This window comes from Prochlorococcus marinus str. MIT 9201 (assembly GCF_000759955.1).
In the GTDB taxonomy this organism is placed as follows: Bacteria; Cyanobacteriota; Cyanobacteriia; order PCC-6307; family Cyanobiaceae; genus Prochlorococcus_A; species Prochlorococcus_A marinus_G.
Map to the genome: position 1 here is coordinate 278,987 of NZ_JNAL01000018.1, position 20,577 is coordinate 299,563.

At 32.2% G+C, this 20,577-nt stretch carries 23 protein-coding genes; 11 read left to right on the forward strand and 12 right to left on the reverse strand.

The annotated features are described in order from the left end of the window. The first annotated feature begins 90 nt into the window (after positions 1-90). The 5 genes from EU95_RS00185 to pdxA all read left to right on the forward strand — a co-directional run bounded on the left by EU95_RS00185 (position 91) and on the right by pdxA (position 3,874). Entirely contained in the window at positions 91-603 is a 513-nt protein-coding gene (locus tag EU95_RS00185) for an AbrB family transcriptional regulator (protein ID WP_032523044.1), read from the forward strand. A 56-nt stretch (positions 604-659) separates the two neighbouring features. Next, positions 660-1,112: a DUF6554 family protein gene (locus tag EU95_RS00180; RefSeq protein WP_032523045.1), complete on the forward strand. Its 453-nt coding sequence runs from the start codon at positions 660-662 to the stop codon at positions 1,110-1,112. 164 nt (positions 1,113-1,276) lie between these two features. After that, positions 1,277-1,678, forward strand: a complete 402-nt coding sequence (locus EU95_RS00175) for an HNH endonuclease (RefSeq protein WP_032523046.1) — start codon at positions 1,277-1,279, stop codon at positions 1,676-1,678. A 263-nt stretch (positions 1,679-1,941) separates the two neighbouring features. Beyond that, on the forward strand, positions 1,942-2,820 hold the full coding sequence (locus EU95_RS00165) for an NAD-dependent epimerase/dehydratase family protein (RefSeq protein ID WP_032523048.1): 879 nt from the start codon (positions 1,942-1,944) through the stop codon (positions 2,818-2,820). Between the two features lie 19 nt (positions 2,821-2,839). Next, positions 2,840-3,874, forward strand: a complete 1,035-nt coding sequence (gene pdxA, locus EU95_RS00160; RefSeq protein ID WP_032523049.1) for a 4-hydroxythreonine-4-phosphate dehydrogenase PdxA — start codon at positions 2,840-2,842, stop codon at positions 3,872-3,874. Here pdxA and accB read toward each other — a convergent pair. Both accB and efp read right to left on the reverse strand, forming a co-directional pair. Further along, complete coding sequence (gene accB / locus EU95_RS00155) at positions 3,851-4,357, reverse strand: acetyl-CoA carboxylase biotin carboxyl carrier protein (protein WP_032523050.1); 507 nt, start codon at positions 4,355-4,357, stop codon at positions 3,851-3,853. The genes pdxA and accB overlap by 24 nt on opposite strands. Continuing rightward, complete coding sequence (efp, locus tag EU95_RS00150; RefSeq protein ID WP_032523086.1) at positions 4,357-4,917, reverse strand: elongation factor P; 561 nt, start codon at positions 4,915-4,917, stop codon at positions 4,357-4,359. The genes accB and efp overlap by 1 nt, the downstream gene beginning before the upstream one ends. A gap of 43 nt (positions 4,918-4,960) precedes the next feature. Between efp and EU95_RS00145 the strand changes: the two genes are divergently transcribed. Both EU95_RS00145 and thiL read left to right on the forward strand, forming a co-directional pair. After that, entirely contained in the window at positions 4,961-6,052 is a 1,092-nt protein-coding gene (locus EU95_RS00145) for a peptidylprolyl isomerase (RefSeq protein WP_032523051.1), read from the forward strand. After that, the gene (gene thiL / locus EU95_RS00140; RefSeq protein WP_032523053.1) at positions 6,045-7,031 is read left to right on the forward strand and encodes a thiamine-phosphate kinase; all 987 of its coding nucleotides are present in this window, start codon (positions 6,045-6,047) and stop codon (positions 7,029-7,031) included. Before EU95_RS00145 ends, thiL begins: the two co-directional genes overlap by 8 nt. On the opposite strand, the gene gap is transcribed toward thiL, so the two are convergent. After that, entirely contained in the window at positions 7,032-8,054 is a 1,023-nt protein-coding gene (gap, locus tag EU95_RS00135; protein WP_032523054.1) for a type I glyceraldehyde-3-phosphate dehydrogenase, read from the reverse strand. Positions 8,055-8,247: 193 nt separating this feature from the next. Between gap and murC the strand changes: the two genes are divergently transcribed. From murC to EU95_RS00120, 3 genes are read left to right on the forward strand one after another with little or no spacing between them, the layout of a single operon-like run. Continuing rightward, positions 8,248-9,654 carry a UDP-N-acetylmuramate--L-alanine ligase gene (gene murC / locus EU95_RS00130; RefSeq protein WP_032523055.1) on the forward strand — a complete coding sequence of 469 codons (1,407 nt, stop codon included), beginning with the start codon at positions 8,248-8,250 and terminating at the stop codon, positions 9,652-9,654. 16 nt (positions 9,655-9,670) lie between these two features. Next, positions 9,671-10,564, forward strand: coding sequence for a UDP-N-acetylmuramate dehydrogenase (murB, locus tag EU95_RS00125; RefSeq protein ID WP_032523056.1), 894 nt, complete (start codon positions 9,671-9,673; stop codon positions 10,562-10,564). A gap of 17 nt (positions 10,565-10,581) precedes the next feature. Continuing rightward, positions 10,582-10,932, forward strand: a complete 351-nt coding sequence (locus EU95_RS00120) for a YbaB/EbfC family nucleoid-associated protein (RefSeq protein ID WP_032523057.1) — start codon at positions 10,582-10,584, stop codon at positions 10,930-10,932. Here the strand turns inward: EU95_RS00120 and rsgA are convergent. From rsgA to msrB, 5 genes are all read right to left on the reverse strand, one after another. Next, a complete protein-coding gene (rsgA, locus tag EU95_RS00115) occupies positions 10,898-11,815 on the reverse strand; it encodes a ribosome small subunit-dependent GTPase A (RefSeq protein WP_032523058.1) in 918 nt (305 codons plus the stop codon). The two genes, EU95_RS00120 and rsgA, sit on opposite strands and share 35 nt — an antisense overlap. Further along, the gene (locus EU95_RS00110) at positions 11,805-12,035 is read right to left on the reverse strand and encodes a sulfurtransferase TusA family protein (RefSeq protein ID WP_032523060.1); all 231 of its coding nucleotides are present in this window, start codon (positions 12,033-12,035) and stop codon (positions 11,805-11,807) included. The genes rsgA and EU95_RS00110 overlap by 11 nt, the downstream gene beginning before the upstream one ends. Next, complete coding sequence (dnaJ, locus tag EU95_RS00105) at positions 12,035-13,159, reverse strand: molecular chaperone DnaJ (protein WP_032523061.1); 1,125 nt, start codon at positions 13,157-13,159, stop codon at positions 12,035-12,037. The genes EU95_RS00110 and dnaJ overlap by 1 nt, the downstream gene beginning before the upstream one ends. Positions 13,160-13,188: 29 nt before the next feature. After that, entirely contained in the window at positions 13,189-13,923 is a 735-nt protein-coding gene (grpE, locus tag EU95_RS00100; protein WP_032523062.1) for a nucleotide exchange factor GrpE, read from the reverse strand. Positions 13,924-13,999: 76 nt separating this feature from the next. Next, a complete protein-coding gene (gene msrB / locus EU95_RS00095) occupies positions 14,000-14,494 on the reverse strand; it encodes a peptide-methionine (R)-S-oxide reductase MsrB (protein WP_032523063.1) in 495 nt (164 codons plus the stop codon). Between the two features lie 23 nt (positions 14,495-14,517). On the opposite strand from msrB, the gene dusA reads away from it, so the two are divergent. After that, positions 14,518-15,522, forward strand: coding sequence for a tRNA dihydrouridine(20/20a) synthase DusA (gene dusA, locus EU95_RS00090; protein ID WP_032523064.1), 1,005 nt, complete (start codon positions 14,518-14,520; stop codon positions 15,520-15,522). Here dusA and EU95_RS00085 read toward each other — a convergent pair. The 4 genes from EU95_RS00085 to ftsY all read right to left on the reverse strand — a co-directional run bounded on the left by EU95_RS00085 (position 15,519) and on the right by ftsY (position 20,526). Next, positions 15,519-16,268 (reverse strand): RNA recognition motif domain-containing protein, encoded by a 750-nt coding sequence (locus tag EU95_RS00085; protein ID WP_032523065.1) that lies wholly within the window; start codon positions 16,266-16,268, stop codon positions 15,519-15,521. The two genes, dusA and EU95_RS00085, sit on opposite strands and share 4 nt — an antisense overlap. A 115-nt stretch (positions 16,269-16,383) precedes the next feature. Beyond that, positions 16,384-17,763, reverse strand: coding sequence for an argininosuccinate lyase (gene argH, locus EU95_RS00080; RefSeq protein WP_032523066.1), 1,380 nt, complete (start codon positions 17,761-17,763; stop codon positions 16,384-16,386). A gap of 62 nt (positions 17,764-17,825) precedes the next feature. After that, on the reverse strand, positions 17,826-19,169 hold the full coding sequence (locus EU95_RS00075; protein WP_032523067.1) for a PP2C family protein-serine/threonine phosphatase: 1,344 nt from the start codon (positions 19,167-19,169) through the stop codon (positions 17,826-17,828). 67 nt (positions 19,170-19,236) lie between these two features. After that, entirely contained in the window at positions 19,237-20,526 is a 1,290-nt protein-coding gene (ftsY, locus tag EU95_RS00070; protein WP_032523068.1) for a signal recognition particle-docking protein FtsY, read from the reverse strand. Positions 20,527-20,577 lie beyond the last annotated feature (51 nt).

Below are 20,577 nucleotides of genomic sequence, written 5' to 3' on the forward strand. Positions count from 1 at the left end.
ATTATGAGAGAAAAACAAAAATATAATTTGAATGTAAACCCAAGCGAAAAAAATTTTTTCTAATATTATGTCCAAACATCTTCTAAATTCATGCCAAACATAAATCTAATCTATTATCTAATTGCGGGCGGAATTTTCGGCGCTCTAGCCCTAAAAACGGGTATTCCTGCAGCTCCTCTTGCAGGGGCTTTAATAGGTACCAGTATCCTAAGCATCACTGGCAAAGTCGATGTAGCAAATTGGCCAAGTGGCACAAGAACAATATTAGAAATAGGAATAGGAACAGTCATTGGTACATCATTAACTAAGGACTCATTAGTTGATCTTCAAAGTCTATGGAGACCTGCTATTTTGATAACTTTTACTTTAGTTATTACAGGCTTAGCAATTGGATTATGGACGAGTAGATTACTAAATATAGATGTGATTACAACAATTCTAGGAGCTGCACCAGGAGGCATAAGCGGCATGAGTCTTGTAGGTTCAGAATATGGAGTGGGAGCTGCAGTTGCAACACTTCACGCAGTAAGATTGATTACCGTGCTTCTGATTCTTCCTTTAGTAGTTAAGTGCTTGAATTTATTTGGCATAATTAAATCTTAAATTTCTATAGACATATTCTCAAAAAAAGATATTTTTAAATAGGGTATGTAAGTTTAATGCAACGATCAAAGAAGAAAAAACTAATATGTTTAGCTTTGGGAATATTTGCTCCTTTTACTCTTACTACATACAAAGTAAAAGCAAGTTCATTTGGAGCTGAAATTTTTTGTACCATGAGAGATGGCGGAAATGACCATGAAAGCAGCTGGGATGCAGCATATTCGTATATAAAAAAACAAAAAGGGGGGTGGTTCAAAGTTTCGCCAAAAAATGCAGCAGCTCAAATAACTGAAACAGTTATAAGAGAAAAAGAAAAATTTAGTTATTGCATTGAATATTTAGATAATCTTCACCCAAATAGAAAACTATTAAGAGATTTAGAAAGAGAAGAAGAAAGAAAAGAAAAAGAAGCTAAAGATAGAGAAAACAAAAGAAAAAGATTGGAAAAAGAATTGGAGGAAACAAATGATGAATTTAGTGAAGATACCTTTGAAAGATATAGTTATTGATTAAGTTTTAAAAAAGTAAAATTTTTAAAAAAGATTTTAGTAAATTCTTTTGGTATCCACCAATACTAAATTATATTTTTAGGACTAATTATGACTAAAAAATAAAAAATCAATATTGACTTTTGATATATTCAAGCCATTATTTATTTAATTAAATAGTCTGAATGCATATTAGTGATGCGGTTTTTTTAGAGGATTTATGTCCTAAGTTCAGATTTAGACAATGGCGAAAGTCAATACATAGATTTACCGGAAAAAGTTGCATATATTGCGGGAAACCATCTGAATCTATTGATCATGTATTACCCCGAAGCCAAGGCGGCTTAAGTACAACAGAAAATTGCGTACCTGCTTGTCTTTCTTGTAATGGAGATAAATCAGATGAAAATGCTTTGTATTGGTATAGAAAGCAAAAATTTTATGATCCAAGAAGAGCAATGGCAATAAGAGCTTGGTTAGAGGGAGATTTAAGATTAGCTTTAAGGTTATTGCAATGGGCTAATCCTAATTTTAAGGTAACTAAGAAAAATTATGAAGAAGATGAATCAGAATATAAAGCAGCTTAACTACCAAACATTACATATTTTCCTGGAATTGTGAATCTCACATATATTTCCCAATTCTCTTGGCGATTCTGGGAATATTAAAATTATCGAAAATGAAAAGAAAAGTACAAATAATTTTTGATAGAATTTAAAATTAATTAAACTGGATTCTTTTTCTGTTAGACAACTATAACTTTTGCTAATGCAAAAAGTTTTTGATTTTAAACCAGGCTTAAGAACTGTCTTCATCATTTATTAATACATATGTACTACTATAGCGACACATGAAGAATCACACAAGTTCACTTAATAGTAAAAGTAAATTTTTAATCTTGGGATGTGGTTTCAGTGGTAATTTCTTTGCAAAAAAGATAAGAGAATTAGGTTATACCGCTTTGACAAGTTCTAGATCTGATAAAAAAGATCCTCATAGTTTCGTATTCAATAGTGAAAACGGCATAGTTCCTAATAAAAAAATTTTTGATGGAGTCACGCATATTCTTAGTTGCATACCCCCCGACAAAAATGGAAATGACCCAGTATTAAAATGTCTTAAAAATCAGCTAAAAAGTTTATCCCTTGAATGGGTTGGCTATTTATCTACAACAGGAGTTTATGGGAACACCAAGGGTAATTGGGTTTCTGAAATTGACGAACCAAACCCTTTTCAAAAAAGAAGTCATAAGAGGTTAAACTGTGAAAAAGAATGGATCGAATCTGGTTTACCGGTACAAATTTTTAGGTTACCGGGTATTTATGGACCTGGACGATCCACTTTTGAAGCAATAGAGAATAAAAAAATTCGTGTTATATCAAAAAAAAATCAAGTATTTTCAAGAATTCATGTAGCTGATATTACAAATGCAATTATATATCTATTACAAAATAAAAATTCCTTAAAGTTTTACCAAATTATTAATATTGCAGATGATGAACCCTGTTCTCAGCTAGAAGTTATTCAATATTGCTACGACTTACTTGGCTTAGCAATGCCAAAGCCAATATTATTTGATGATGCAAAAGAAGAATTATCACCCATAGCTCAATCTTTTTGGATGGAAAATAGAAGAGTTTCGAATAAACTTTTATGCGAAACACTCGGATATAAATTAATTTATAAGAACTATAAAAAAGGCTTAAAAAATTGCTATCTAAATAATTAAAGAAAATTAAAAATTTTTTATGAATTTTCAGAATGCAAATAAAACATTGAAAGTAGTATTAAGTGTCGGAGATGAGTCAGGTATTGGACCTGAAATAATCTTAAAAGCACTTTGCTCTACTGAGATACCAGAAAATATTGACTTTATATTAGTAGGATCAAAAAAAAGTCTACAAAATACATATGAACATCTTAAATCCTTAGGATTAGAAAACCTAGCAAATCCTAAAAACTTACAAATACATGATCTAGAAATTTCTTCATTAGATAATAACCTTAAATTAAGTTGTGGAAATTCAAGTTTCTATTACCTAAAAAAAGCAATTGAAATTGTAAAGCAATACCGTAATTCGGCACTTGTAACTGGACCAATTTGCAAAAAATCATGGTCACTTGCAGGTCATCACTTCTCTGGGCAAACTGAAGTATTAGCGAAATCATGCGGCGTAAAAAATGTTGGAATGTTATTCACAGCAAAATCACCAATTACAGGTTGGAGATTTAATACTTTACTAGCTACAACCCACATTGCTCTTTGTGAGGTTCCCAAACAATTAACTGCAGAATTAATCCACTCTAAATTAGATCTTTTCAAAGATTTTTGTAATATCTATTCTGATAAACCTATCTTAAAAGTAGCAGGATTAAACCCTCATGCCGGCGAGGAAGGTATTTTAGGTAATGAAGAAAAAGATTGGCTCAATGATGCATTAATTGCATGGAATAAAAAGAATAGAGGAATTAAAGTATTAGGTCCTTTATCACCAGATAGTTGCTGGAATTCTTCCGTAAAAGCCTGGAGTGACAAAAATGCTGAAAAGCACGACGGCATTCTTGCTATGTACCATGATCAAGGTTTAATACCAATGAAGGTGATAGCTTTTAATTACTCAGTAAATACCACAATCGGTTTACCTTTTATAAGAACATCTCCGGATCATGGAACGGGATTTGATATTGCAGGCAAAGGAATTGCTCAATCTCAGAGCATGATTGAGGCTATAAAGGCTGCTGTAGAAATGACTAACAATTCAAGACTGCTTAACACGCATTAAAACTTGACCAAATTCAACTGGTGTCCCATTTTCAACGAGAATCTCTACTATTTCAGCATTAAACTCAGATTCTATTTCATTCATTAACTTCATTGCTTCCAAAATACAAATAGTTTGACCGACTTTAACGTTATTTCCTACTTCAACGAAGGGGTCCTCACCAGGGGCTGCAGCTCTATAAAATGTCCCTACCATAGGAGAAGTAATTTCAATTAGGTCAGAACGTCCAGGAGGCGCTACCTGAGGGGCTTCAGGCTCATTAACAACTGAGACATTATCATTTATAGTTTTTTGATTAGGAATTTTTTGCTTATCAAATGAAGTATTAGAAACTAAATTATTAACAACTTGATTGTGATCAAATAAATTTCTTTTTATTTCAAGTTTAAAATCTTCTCCCTCTAGCGAGAACTCTTGTATATCACTTGTAGAGATTTTCTCTATTAAGCGATTTAAGTCTTCATGATCTAATTTCATAGCCATTAATTTTCACGTCCAAGATAACTGTCATTACGAGTATCGACTTTAATCATTTCTCCCACAGAAATAAATAAAGGAACCATAACTTGAGCACCTGTTTCTAGAATAGCTGGTTTAGTGCCCCCACTAGCAGTATCACCTTTAACTCCAGGATCAGTCTCTGTAACTTTCAAACTAATCGATATTGGAAGTTCTACTTCTAAAACTTTACCATTGTGGAAAATTACATTAACCTCCATTCCCTCTTTCAAATACTTTGCGCCTCTACCAATTTGTTGAGAGGTGAGTCTTGTCTCTTCAAAACTTATCATATCCATAAAAACATAATCACCAGACTCCACATAAGTATGCTGCAGGTTAGACTTTTCAAGGACAGCCTGCTGTACTGATTCTCCGGCTCGAAATGTTTTTTCAACCACGTTGCCGCTTTGAACTGATTTTAATTTTGTTCGCACGAAAGCAGAACCCTTACCAGGCTTGACATGTAGAAATTCTACAACACGCCAAACTTGTCCATCCAATTCGATGGTAGTACCTGTGCGAAAATCGTTACTGGAAATCATTCCTGTATTACATCCCCAAGGATCATAAACCTGCAAGAGTGCTATGCAAAAATTCTTATCAAATCAGAACAAACTTTTCTTAATTCTTTCAATTGTAATTTTACAGATTTTTCTCTTTAAACCGATTCAAGTACTAGCTGATTTACCTACTGGAAATGCAGTAAAAGACCCTAGTGCAATTCTCAGAAACGCACTCCCTATCAAGCAAGTTGAGTTGCAAGAAATTCAACACAAATTGGAAGAAACTAGTGACCTTGTAAGAGGAGGAAGATGGCCTGCTCTTACAAAAACTGTTACAAAATGTCAATCTTTACTAAAAAAGTACCAAGGCAAAATTATTCAAGAATTACCAAAAGATAAAAAGAAAATTGCTGAAAAAACATTTTTAGAGCTCAAAGAGAATTTTAATAGCCTCCAAGATTTCTCTAAATCAAAGGATAAATACTCATTTATAGCAACCCGCAGAGATGCTTTAAATAAAATAGGTGGATTAGAAGAATATTTTCTACCAAATAAATTTCCTTACTCTATTCCCGAGGAATTTGATAATTTACCAAGATTACTAGGCAGAGCAAAAGTCAATATAAAAACCTCTAAAGGAGATATGCAAGCTATTGTGGATGGATTTAACGCCCCACTCACAGCAGGAGCATTTGTAGATTTATCTTCAAAAAACTTTTACAAAGATTTACCTATTAACAGAGCAGAAGAATTTTTTGTACTACAAACAGGTGATCCAATTGGTGAAGCTATTGGTTACATAGATCCTGAAACAAACGAAGAACGTCACGTACCCCTAGAAATTAGGATTCCTGATGAAAAAAATACTTTTTATAATCAAACTTTTGAAGATTTAGGTCTTTACACAGAGACACCAACATTACCTTTTGCAACACTTGGAACTCTTGGATGGTCCCATTCAAATACTGCAGTTGATGATGGTTCATCGCAATTTTTCTTCTTTTTATATGAAGCAGAATTAAATCCAGCAGGTCGAAATTTAATTGACGGAAGGAATGCTGCGTTTGGTTACGTTATAGATGGATTTGATGTATTAGAAGAGCTTTCAAAAGATGACACAATCATTTCAATTGATGTTTTAGAAGGGATTGAAAACCTCAAATTAAATGCATAAAGAAATATTAGAAGACATAGGGGAAAAAGAATTAATAAGTAGGCTAGGAAAATTTATGCCTAAAAATCAAGTTGAGGATGATTGCGCTTTAATCAAGACTAAAAATGAAAATTTACTTGTTAACACTGATTCTTTAGTAGAGGATGTACATTTCAATGACATAACTATTTGTCCTCAAGACCTTGGATGGAAAGCAGTGGTTAGCAACATTTCTGACTTATTATCAAGTGGAAGCAAGCAGACTATAGGTATTACGATAAGTTTAGTTTTACCTACTAGAACTGAGTGGATTTGGGTTGAAGAATTATACAAAGGAATAAATAAAGCATTAAATGAATATGGCGGGATAATTCTTGGCGGAGATTGCTCAAAAGGGAATGAAAAAATCATTTCAATCACTGCCATTGGGGTTCAAGGTGAACTTGAATTACGAAGAAACGCATGTAAATCAGGAGACATAATCTTAACTACAGGAATTCATGGTCTTAGCAAACTAGGATTTATGGTGCAAAATAAAATTAATTTCGAAAATAAATTTTCCCTTAACAAAAAATTAATCAGTAAGTCCATTGAACATTTTTGTCGCCCTAAAGTCTACCCAAATTTTCTAAATAGTCTTCTCAAAACTCGTTCAAATAAAAAAATAAAGAAAATAGGATGCACTGATAGCAGTGATGGTCTATTTCAAGCCTTACAAGATTTAGCAATAGCTAGCAACTGTAAAGCGATCATTAATTATGAAAAAATACCTAAAGATAAGTATTGGCCTGAAGGAGATCAATGGGACGAATATTATTTTTTTGGAGGTGAAGATTACGAATTAGTATTCTCCTTACCAAAAAAATGGGCAGAGAATTTATCTAAACTTGATAAAGATATTAACGAAATTGGCTTTTTTGCTGATGGTGAACCATCAATAGAATTTAAAGATAATAAAAAAAACAAATTATTTAATAACACACCTTTCAAACACTTTTAGTTATTCCCAATTTTTAGCAACAATCTCTGCTAAATCTACAACTCTCTGACTATAGCCCCACTCATTGTCATACCATGCAAGGACCTTTACAAGGTTATCTCCAATACACATAGTAAGGTCGCTATCTACTATTGATGATTCATTGGTACCTGCATAATCGCTTGACACCAATGGTTCATCTCCATACTTTATAATTCCTTTCATTGAGTTTAAAGATGCTTCCTTTAGAGCATTATTGACATCTTCGGTTGTGACAGATTTAGAAGATTCAAAGACGAAATCTACTGCTGAAACGTTAGGAGTTGGAACTCTCATTGCAATTCCTGTTAATTTGCCTTTCATTTCTGGGTAAACTAGTGCTACAGCTTTTGCTGCACCTGTAGAAGTAGGAACGATATTTGTAGCGGCTGCTCTAGCCCTTCTTAAATCTCTATGGCTATTATCTAAAATTCTTTGATCCCCTGTATAACTATGAATTGTAGTCATCAAACCTTTGTTAATCCCAAAAGTTTGATCTAAAACTTTAACCACTGGAGCTAAACAGTTTGTTGTACAACTAGCATTACTCAAAATATCATAATCTTTGTGTTTATATGTATCAGCATTAACTCCAACCACATAAGTGCCGACGCCATCGCCTTTACCAGGAGCAGTTAAAATTACTTTTTTTGCTCCTACATCTAAGTGCTTACTTGCACCTACGTCTGTATTAAAAACTCCAGTAGATTCAATAACTAAATCCACACCCCAGTCTTTCCAGGGAAGATTCAATGGGTTTCTATCAGAGAAACACTTAATTGTCTTGTTATTAATTACAAAAGTATCGTCAGTATATTGAATATCAACTCCATCAAGTTGACCAAGGACTGAGTCGTACTTTAATAAATGAGCATTAGTTTTGGGATCTGAGGTGACGTTAATTCCAACTACTTCAATATTGGTGTAAGCCCCTCTACTAAGCCAACAACGCATAAAGTTTCGACCAATTCTGCCAAAGCCGTTAATTGCAACACGCAAAGTCATAACTAATAATTTCTAAATGATTAACCTAAGTTGCTGATCATACTGAATTTTGTGCAATAACGTAAGGTTTTTTTGATTTATTAAGCAAATAAGTCTAGTTTTGTATTAATTCAAGGAAGAAAAACATTTTTTTTTAAGAAAAAATAGCAAAATTTTGCCCAGAAGTTATTTTGATTTAAGTAAAAGATAAACATTGGATAAAGAATCACTGCTGAAAAGTCATTTCCATTTTATTGGGATAGGAGGTATTGGAATGTCAGCATTAGCAATTGGTTTACTCAAAAAAGGTTGTTCAGTTTCAGGATCTGATTTAGTTAGAAATGATGAAACTAATCAATTAGAGCAATTAGGTGCAGTAATCTTTACTTCTCAAGTTCAACAAAATATTGAATTTGTGATTTCAAAATTTACCAACAAATTGATTAATTTTGTTGTAAGCTCGGCAATTAAGCCAGAAAATGAAGAATTTTCATACTGCAGAGAAAAAAATTTATCAATAAGACATCGTTCAGAGATACTTGCAATGCTAATGCGTAATTACACCGCATTGGCTGTAGCAGGCAGTCACGGGAAAACATCGACCAGTACATTTCTTTCTACAATACTTGAGTTATGTACTCATAATTCTTCTTCAATAACTGGAGGAATTATTCCTATCTACAACTCTAATTGTCATTTAGAAAATACAAAATACTTAGTTGCTGAAGTTGATGAATCTGATGGGACAATTAATCAATATAAATCTGATATTGGAATAATAAATAACATTGATTTTGATCATTGCGATCACTTTTCTAATTTAAGTGAAGTAATATCTTCTTTTAAATGTTTTGCGAAAAATTCTAAAAAATTATTACTTAATTTTGATTGTGTAATCACAAGAAATAATTTTTATTCTAATACTAAATGGTCAAACACTACAGCCAAGAACGTAGCTTATGCAATAATCCCGACTCAAATTAATTCAAAGTATATCATTGGAAAATATTATGAAAATGGAAGTTTTATTAGTAGTTTAAATATTCCAATTCCAGGATTACACAATCTATCTAATATCACCGCAGCGATTGCAGCTTCAAGAATGATAGGTGTAGATTTTATAGAAATTAAGAAAAATATAAAATATCTTAAACTGCCAAAAAAAAGATTTGAATTCAGAGGCCAGATCAATGAGAGACTTTTATATGATGATTATGCACATCACCCAAACGAAATAAAAGAGACGATTAAATTAGGAAGATTATTTATTAAGCAAAAACATAATAACGAATTTCAAAAAAGTAGATTAATAGTAATATTTCAACCTCATAGATACTCTCGAGTAAAGAAATTTACTAAAGAATTTGCTGAAGAATTATCAAAAGCAGATGTTATTTATGTAACCAGTATTTATAGTGCAGGAGAAGAAAATAAAGATAAAATTACTTCGAAAATTATCACTGATCTTATTTGTAAAAATAATAAAAATGTTTATTACATAAAGAATTATCATGAATTTACAAAGAATTTTTGCGATTTTACTCAAAAAGGGGATTTAATCTTGAATATGGGAGCTGGGGATTGTCATAATTTATGGTCAATTTTAAATGAAAAAAATTAAAGTAAATAGCTAATTTATGGATAAAAGGATTTTTTCTAAGAACTGTAATTTAAGTAGTTATACAACTATCAAAGTAGGAGGAGTAGCTGAATATTTTGCTGAGCCAAGAAGTATTGACGAATTTTCACATCTAATAAAGTGGGCTAATGTAAACAGACAAAAATGCCAAATAATTGGTGCAGGTTCAAATCTTTTAATAAATAATATTTTCATAAAAGGTTTAGTTTTGTGTACAAAAAAAATGAAATCATTAACGATAGATCCATATTCAGGAATTGTTGAAGCGGAAGCAGGTGTAATGCTCCCAACATTATCTAATTCTCTTGCTAAAAATGGATTACAAGGAGGTGAATGGGCTATTGGAATTCCAGGAACTTTAGGAGGAGCAATTTATATGAATGCTGGCACAGATAATCTATCGCTGGCAAAAAATCTTATTTCCGTGAAAGTTATAAATAATAAAACACATAAAAAACTTGAAATTGAAAAAAAAGATATAAATTTTGAGTATAGATTTAGCTCTTTTCAAAAAAACGATTTTACAATTATTAGTGCAAGACTGCATTTTGAGCCTAATGGAAATCTTGAAAAATTATTTAAAAAAACCAAAAATAACCTCAAATTAAAAACAGACACACAGCCATATCATCAACCAAGTTTTGGTAGTGTTTTTAAAAATCCTGAAAATAATTATGCAGCAAAATTAATTGATGAAATGGGTTTAAAAGGGTATAAAATTGGCGGTGCAGAAATTTCTACAATGCATTCAAATTTTATAGTTAACACTTCTTCAGCAAGTTCAAGAGATATTTATGAATTAATAACAGTAATTCAACAAAAAGTACTACAAAACAAAGGAATTTTTTTGCAACCGGAAGTAAGAATGATTGGTTTTGACTATCCTTACTAAAGAAACTTTTAAACAAAATGGCGGGTTTTGGACTTCCTAACTTTGGACAACTTACAGAAGCTTTTAAAAAAGCTAAACAAATTCAACAAGATGCTCAAAAATTACAAGATGAACTTGAAAATATGGAGATTGAAGGGAAGAGTGATGATGAAATGATAAAAGTCTGGATAAGTGGAAACCAACTTCCCTTAAAGGTAGAAGTGCAAGAAAATATTTTTAATGCAGACAAAGAAAAAATCGAGCAAAATATTTTACAAGCCATTCAAAAAGCTCATGAATTATCTACTACAACTATGAAAGAAAGGATGAATGATTTGACTGGCGGATTAAATCTTAATCTTCCTGGTTTTGACAATAGTGACTCTTAGAAGACTCAATCATTTCTTTATAAAAAGAATATCTTTCGAAGGATTTATTTAAATTACAGCCTTCATCGTTTAAATGTAAGCAGTTACGAAATTTACACTTAATTTCTTCATCGATTACCTGTTTATATATTTCTGAATATAGATTTGGTAGGACTCTAATATCAACCTCTAGAGGTTGCATATTAAAGCCGGGAGTATCCACAATGTAGCTCTGATTTGCGATGGAAAATAATTCGACATTTCGAGTTGTGTTTTTACCTCTCTTAATTTTATTGGAAACTGAAGCAGTACTATTTTGAAGACCTGGAATTATCATATTAAGCAAAGTAGTTTTGCCAACACCAGATGGACCCATAAAAATTGAACACTCTTTTTCCTTTAACTCGGCTAATAATTTATTAAAGTTATTAGATTTCTCTAAATTTAAAGTTATTGCTTGGTAACCCCATTTTTCAAATTTATCAATTAAAAAAGATCTTCTTTTATCTGAAATTAAATCACATTTTGTTAAAACTAATGACACCTCAACTCCCATTGATTCTGCTGATATCAAAAACCTATTAACTTGAGATAAATTTAACTCTGGCTCTACGACAGAAAAAATAATATATATGTTAGAGATATTTGCAACTGAAGGTCTAACTAATAAATTTTTTCTTTTTTTTAAACTTGTTATTACTGCGCGTTTGCTTTTTAAATCAATATTTTCAATGACTACTTCGTCCCCAACATAAATAAATTGATCTTTAAAATTTATAGACTTTCTAACCTTACATAAAAATCTTTCAATATTTCCAAAGTTTTCTTTATATTTTAAGTCAACTAAAAAAAATTCATTAAATTTTTTCGTTACTAAACCTGAAAATTTACTATCAGTTATCATTCAAAATTTTTATTTTTAAAAGATTTTCTTGTTCTTTTATCTTTGAAAACGTACATCTCATCTCTTTTAAATTATTTAATACCATTTCTTCTGGTTCACCTTTATCAAGTTCAACTATGAGTTGTTCATTTTTAGATAATTTCTCTAAAGCTAATTTAATTTTGACGACATTTAAAGGGCATGGAACCGATTTAAGATCCAAATACTTGAATGAATTCATCAAGAGTCTTTGCCAAATAATTTACTAAATAGCCCACTACTCGAATTAATATTTTTATCTGTATATTGGGAAGCTAAATCCTCTAAAAGCTTTCGTTCTTCTTCGGTTATACGAGTTGGCAATTTTACCTTTACTAAGACTTCATGATTTCCTCTAGCAACTGGATTACCAAGTCTAGGCACCCCTTTATTTTCAAGTGAAAGTGTTGTATTTGGTTGAGTACCACTTGGTATTTTTAAATTAACGTTCCCATCAACTGTAATGATTTCAACAGTATCACCCAAAATAGCCTGCAAATAACTTACTGCAATTTCTGAATAAATCGTCACACCATCTCTTTTTAATTTTGCATCATTCTTTACCTTTATAAATACATAAAGATCTCCAGGTGGGCCACCTCTCAAACCAACATTTCCCTCACCTGAAACTCTTAATTTAGTACCAGTATCAACTCCTGCAGGAATATTAATTCGTAATTTTTTTCTGACTTGATTCACTCCATTCCCGCTACAACTCGTACATGGATCAACGATTATTTGACCAACTCCATTACATGAAGGGCATTCAGCTACTTGTGTAAAATTACCGAATGGTGTTCTTGTTGCTCTTCTAACTTGTCCATTGCCGCCACATGTTGTACAAGTTTTTGGTCCGGTCCCTGGTTTAGCACCTGTGCCCCTGCAGACTTCACATGTCTCAAGATGAGGAATTTTAATTTCTCTTTGTTGACCAAATATTGCATCTTTAAAGTCAATATTAAGATCATATCGTAAATCATCACCTTGTTGAGGACCTCTTCTTTGAGTTCTTGCCCCTTGCGGATTTTGTCCGCCAAAACCATTAAAAAAGGTTTCAAATAAATCTGCAAACCCACCCATATCTCCCATGTCTGGCATTCCAGCAGCGCCTCCAATACCAGCCTCACCAAACTGATCATATCTAGCTCTAGTTTCAGGATCGGCTAAAGCTTCATAAGCTTTGCCAATTTCTTTAAATTTATCTTCAGCACCAGGCTCTTTATTAACATCAGGATGATATTGTCTTGCTAACTTTCTATATGCCCTTTTCAAGGTATCCGCATCAGCATCTCTTGAAACTCCAAGTATTTGGTAAAAGTCAGCCATCCGATAATGCTCAATTAAAAATTTGGAATTTATACATCTTCAGAAGTATTTTCCTCTGAATCAATATCTTCTTCAACTTTATCCTCTTCTACTTCCACTTGTGAATCTTGTTTGCCAGGCCCCATAGAAACTTTGACAAGAGCATGTCTCAAAACCTTACCTTCTAGATGATATCCACGCTGCAATTCTTCTACAATAAAATCCTCTTTAAACTCTTCACTAGGCTCCCTCAATACAGCTTCATGTAAATTTGGATCAAATTGCTGCCCAACAACTCTCATCGGTGCAACTCCTTGTTGTTTTAATACTTCCACTAATTGTTTATAAAGTCCTTGATAACTTCTATGAAGAGCTTGAGCTTCTTCACTTTCTGGTTTAAGTTGTTGTCTTGCTCTTTCAAAATTATCAACAATAGGAAGTATTGCAGTTAAAGACTTAGATACAAGTTGAATTTTTAAATCGTCTTGATCTCTAGATTGCCTTTTTCTAAAATTATCAAAATCTGCTGAAATTCTTACATATTGATTTTTTAGTGTTTCATGCTCTTTTTCTAATTGTTCTAACCTTGCATCATTATTAGAGATTGTATTTTTTAATTCTTCAGTATTTAATTCTTCAGTATTTATTTCTTCTGTTTTTTTAAAGGAAAGTTCATCATTTTCAATTATTTGATCGTCTTGAGATGAAGTATCTTCAGGAACATTATCCTTATCAGAAAAATCATTTTCTTTATTTTCAATATTTTCTGATTGATTGTCAATCATTTTTTTTCAAAGTTTATTAAGACCATTTTCCATTAAAGTGTTGAACAAAACAAGTTGCGGAAGGCCGCACAAATTTTTACTCAGGAACGAATCTTAAAGCTAAGCCATTATTACAGTATCTTTTACCCGTAGGACGAGGCCCATCATTAAACACATGACCTTGATGACCTCCACATCTCGAACAATGATATTCGGTTCTAGGTACAATTAACTTGAAATCTACTTTTGTTTCAACTGCGCCTTGAATTGAATCCCAAAAACTAGGCCAACCTGTTCCACTATCATATTTTTTATCTGAGAGGAAAAGGGCTAAATCACATCCCGCACAATGAAAAATACCTTTTCTTTTTTCATTATTTAGTTGACTGCTAAAAGCTCTTTCAGTCCCTTCTTCTCTCAAAATATAATAAGATTCTTGACTTAGCCTTGATTTCCATTCATCTTTTGACAAATTCCACTCTTCTTTAGAAGCAAGTGAAGAAGCTAATACTTTCATAGGCTTAAAGATTATTTTTAAGATTGACATAGTAGGAATTAGAATAAAAGTTCTCCTTGACAGAAATTGACTCATATCGTTAGATCACATAAAAAATAATGAATATTAATAATCACAATTCTAATAAAAATATTCATAAATTAAGTATTGCTCCAATGATGGATTGTACTGATAAACATTTCAGAATGATAATGAGAAAAATAAGTTCTGAAGCTCTCTTGTATACAGAAATGATTGTGGCTCAAAGTTTAATATATACAAATAATAAAGAAATTTTTCTAGATTTTAATATTGACGAACACCCAATATCAATTCAATTTGGTGGAGACGATCCTGAAATTCTCAAAGAGGCTGCTCGTATGGCAGAGGATTGGGGTTATGACGAAATAAACTTTAATGTAGGCTGTCCAAGTCCAAGGGTCTGTTCAGGAAATTTTGGCGCTTCACTTATGAAAGATCCTGAGAAAGTAGCAAAATGCATAGAATCCTTAAAAAATAACTGCGACTTACCGGTTACGATTAAACACCGAATAGGTGTAGACAACAACGATAGTTTAATTAATCTAAATAATTTCGTAAGGTGCGTAGCAAATGCAGGTGCAGACAGATTTACAGTTCATGCAAGGAAAGCCATATTAAAAGGTCTAAATCCAAAACAAAATAGAACCATACCTCCGCTTAAGTATGATTTAGTAAAAAAATTAAAAGTTTTAAATCCAAATCTATTAATAGAAATCAATGGAGGTTTCACAAATATAAATGAATCGTTAGAAGCCCTAAATGATTTTGATGGTGTAATGATTGGAAGATCAGTCTATAAACATCCCTTAAGATGGTCAGAAATTGATCAAAAAGTTTATGGAATCAATAAAAAACCTAAATCTGCTTCAGATGTTATCTTCTCTTTAATTCCATACATAGAAAATCATCTAAAAAATGGAGGTAAATCTTGGGATATTTGTAAACATCTTATAAATTTAGTTGAAGGAATTCCAAAAGCAAAAATTTGGAGGAATCAAATATCAATTAAATCTATAAAAAAAGAATTAGATATTGATTATCTTCTTAAATTAACTTCTAAACTTGAAGAAATGGGTTACTAATTTTCCTCGTTTGAAGTATCACCATCAGTAGAAACACTTCTTTTTCTCCTGCTTCTGCCACTTTCATATTCAGAGTTTTCAGATGAATTACCATAACTTCTATCTTCCCAACCTGCCGCGCCGGATGGTTTATTAGTATAATAAGTATCAGGATCTGAATTAGCACCGCCACCGTAGCCGCCGCCATTGCTACCGTAACCGCCGCCATAGCCGCCGCCACTATTATCGCCACCGTAGCCGCCACCATTGCTACCGTAACCGCCACCGTAGCCGCCGCCATTATTACCGCCACTATAGCCGCCACCATTGCTACCGTAGCCGCCGCCATTATTACCGCCACTATAGCCGCCACCATTGCTACCGTAACCGCCGCCATAACCGCCGCCATAACCGCCGCCATTATTACCGCCACTATAGCCGCCACCATTATTACCGCCGCCATAACCACCACGATTGTTACCGCCGCCATAGCCGCCTCTTCCACCTCTGCGCGATCCACCAGAACCTCTTGGCTCAGCCTTATTAATTCTTAATGGTCTGCCCATAAGCTCTGTTCCTTGTAAACCATCAATAGCTGTTGTCTCTATCACTTCATCTGCCATCTCAACAAATGCAAATCCTCTTTTTCTTCCTGTGTCTCTTTCGAGGGGAAGAGAACAATTTAAAACCTCGCCAAAAGGGGCAAAAAGTTGTAGAACATCTTCACGCTCTGCACGGAACGGCAAATTGCCAACAAAAATACTCACTTTAAACTCAACAAAAAATTTACCTTATTAAAAAAACTACAATAGGTAGTCCCATAAATTTACATTAATATTCTACTTCAAAGCATACCCTTGTTGTTGAAAAATATATTGAGATTCAAAGTAACAATTTTTTCTGCCAATTATTTACCTCCTTTTCTACTTGGGTAAAACCTGTTCCTCCTTCACTAGTTCTTGATTTAACAACATTATGAGGTTGAAGATCTGCAAAAACATCTTTATCAAATCCAGGATGAAATTTTTTAAATTCATCAATTTTAAGATCTTTAAATAACATTTTTCTCTCCAAGCAATATTTAACAATTTCACCAACAACTTGATAAGCAGTCCTAAACGGAACCTCTTTACCAACCAAATAATCTGCTAAATCAGTAGCATTAGAAAAATCATTTTCTACCGAGTCAGACAATTTTTGAATATTAAATTCAATACCCTCATTAATTAAAATAGTCATTGCTTTAATGCAGGAAGATATTGTCTCTGCAGTATCAAATATTGGCTCTTTATCTTCTTGAAAATCCTTATTGTATGCAAGTGGTACTCCTTTGACCATAGTTAACAACGCTTGAAGATGACCATACACTCTTCCTGTTTTCCCCCTTATCAATTCTGGTACATCAGGATTTTTTTTCTGCGGCATTAAACTGCTTCCGGTAGCGCATTTATCTGTTAATTTTGCAAAAGAGAATTCATCGGTGACCCATAAAATTATTTCTTCTGAAATTTTGCTTAAATGAGACATTATCAGAGCAGATGCGGAAACAAATTCTATACAGAAATCTCTGTCACTCACAGCATCAACACTATTTTTATAAATTCTCTCAAAACCCAATTCTGCAGCTGTAAAGTTCCTATCTATTTTAATTTTTGTGCCAGCTAAGGCTGCTGCGCCTAATGGGGACGTGTTAACTCTTGATCTTACCTCTTTAAATCTTTCCCGGTCTCTTTGAAGCATTTCTATATATGCCAGCAAATAATGAGCTAAAGACAATGGTTGGGCCCTTTGCATATGTGTATATCCTGGAATTAAGGTATAAATATTAGATTTCGCAAGATTTAAAAAGGATTTTTGCAAATCAGTAATTAAATTTTCAAGGTTATCAATCTCTTTTCTAAGCCACAATCTTAAATCGGTACCAACTTGATCATTTCTGCTTCTACCTGTATGTAATTTTTTTCCAGTTTCGCCAATTAAACTAATTAATTTTTCTTCTATACAATAGTGAATATCTTCAGAAGGAGGACTAGGGAAAAATTTTCCCTCCAGATACTCAACTTTTATGGTCTCTAAACCATTAATAATTTGCAAAACTTCAGAAGAAGATAAAACTTCAGTTTTGCCAAGCATTTTTGCATGGGCAATCGAGCAATCTAAATCTTCTAAAATCAACTTTCTATCAAAACCAATTGAAGCATTGAACTTTTCAATAAAAGGGTTAAGTGAATTATCAAACCTTTTACTCCAAACTTTTGACATATCAATTAAAAACTTTAGATATCTCTAATAAAGCATTTTTTTAAATAGGTGACAAAAAATATCTATTGCAGTTTAAAAATAACCATGGATGCATCATCCTCCAAATGTCTATTTTGACCAGTAAAGTCATCTAGTTTTTTAAAAATTTTATTTAAGATTTCCTGTGATGTATAGGATTGCTTACATAATTTAGTAAAGATTTTAATTAACCTTTCCTCATCAAATCGTTCCCCTAGAGAATTAGAAGTATCAATTACTCCATCAGTGTAATAAAGAACTAAATCATTTTCATTAAGCTTGATTTCTCCACAATAATATTCAGCGTCTTTTTGTAATCCAAGAACAACCCCTTCTGCATCTAATTTTATAATTTTCTGATCTGAACTTTTCCAAAGCAAAGGAGGATTATGTGCTGCATTAGCAAATCTCAATTTTCTTGTTCTAGGGTCATAATCTGAATAAAATAATGTCACAAATCTATGAGATTGATCTAGATCATTTATTGCTAATTGATTCAAATCATGCAAAATTCTATCTGGAGGAAGACCTGTCAGAACCTCTGCACGTAGCATTCCTCTAAGCATAGTCATTAAAAGACCAGCCGGTATCCCTTTACCCATAACATCACCAATTACCAAGGCCCATCTTGCTTTTTCTTTTCTTTTTTCTGAGATATTCGTTTTTAAGCACATAAAATCATAATAATCACCCCCTAACTGGAGAGCCGGTCTGCAATGTGCAGCTAGATCCACACCATAAATAGTTGGACAATAATCCGGAAGCAATTGAGATTGAATTTCAGCACCAGTAGAAATTTCTCTAACAACATTTTCATGCTTTTTTTTTGTTTTTATTAAACAGAAATTTTCTAATCCCAAAGCTAAACAGTTTTCAATAAAATTAAAATTCTTATCTTCAATAATTGACTGACTATTTTTATCTTTGCTAAAAATGTAAATAAACCCTCTGCATTTTCCCCTGGATAATATTTTCTTCGTCTCAATTTTGTATTCTTGGAAATTATTTTTTAAAGCATTTTCAAAAATTAGGATTTCTTTAATTTTAAAATTTTTAGAAAATTTAAATTTCTTAAAAAAACTATCAATTTCTTTTTGATTTTTTAAATATTTATTATTGGCGGATATTTTAATATTCTCTTGCCATATTTCTCCTTCATAATTTAAGGGTATTATTAATATAATTTTTTGATCAAAAATATGTTTAAAAATTAAACAGACATAATCCAATAATTTATTTATGTTGGAAAAAGATTTTAAGTAATATGCTAGTGAAGATGCAAACTCAACAAATTTATAATTATTGTTGAAAGCTAGTGAAGATTCATTATCTAAAAATTCTTGAATAAATTTATTTGAAGATAATTTTTCTTTTTGATTATTATTCACATCAAAGTTAATGGATAAATACTTTTTAACATTAAAATTTAATTTTTATAAAAATTTAATTAAATATTTATTTATCTGCTAGTAAAGCTTCCACAAATTCATAACTGTTGAAAGGTCTTAAATCTTTGATACCCTCTCCTGCGCCAATAAATCTTATAGGCAAATTAACTTCTTCAGATACAGCTAAAGAAACACCTCCTCGAGAAGTGCCATCTAATTTAGTAATAATTGCTCCACTTAAATTTGCTGATTTAGCAAAACTTTTTGCTTGCTTTAAGCCATTTTGACCTTGACTTGCATCTAAAACTAATAAAGATTCAATAATTGCATCTGGAACCTTTTTATCAATAATTTTTTTTATTTTTGCTAATTCATCCATCAGATTATTTTTTGTTTGTAATCTACCAGCCGTATCTACCAACAATAAATCAACATTTCTTTTTTTTGCAGAATTAATTGCATCAAAAACAACAGCTGCTGGGTCAGCATTTTTTGATTGATTAGAAATAACATCAACATTACTTCTCTCCCCCCAAATCTTTAATTGATCTACTGCAGCAGCTCTAAAAGTATCAGCAGCAGCTATCAAAGTTTTATAATTACTTCTTGATGATAAATATGCCAATTTTCCTAATGTAGTAGTTTTTCCCACTCCGTTTACTCCTACTAATAACCAGACATTTAACTTACCTTTTTGAGGCACTAAAATATCAGTGCCCGAATTTGTTATTGGTTTATCGATAATAAATTTTAATTCCTTCTTTAAAAATTTAATTCCTGCTTCGCCACCAACAACTTCTTCATTTAACTTTCTTCTAAGGGCACTTATAACTTTATCAGTAGAATCAATACCTACATCAGCTCTTATTAATAAGGTCTCTAAATCATCAAGGGATTCTGGGGTAAGAGGATCATCTCCTAATTTATCCAATAATTCAGTAACGAAACCTTTCCGTGTTTCTTCGAGTCCTCTTCTTAATTTAGTCAACCAGTCAATTTCGTCTAAAGATATTTGATTTATTTTTTTCCCTTGAGCAGCTAAAACCATTGCTGACCAAGTAAAATTATCATCGAATTCTCCTAATTCAGGTTCAGCGAGAGTATTTGCAAACTCAGGAATATTTTCTGAACTAGCACTATTATTTAAACTCTGTTTTTGCTCTTCTTGCTTCTCTAATTCCTGTTTTTGCTCTTCTTGCTTCTCTAATTCCTGTTTTTGCTCTTCTTGCTTCTCTAATTCCTGTTTTTGCTCTTCTTGCTTCTCTAATTCCTGTTTTTGCTCTTCTTGTCGTTTTTTTAAAAGTGCATAAGCCTGTGCAGCCCACTCTCTAGAATTATCAGAATCAGCATTTGTCATTGATAGTTATGATTCCTATTTAGAGAAATTTTAATACTATCTATTTATATC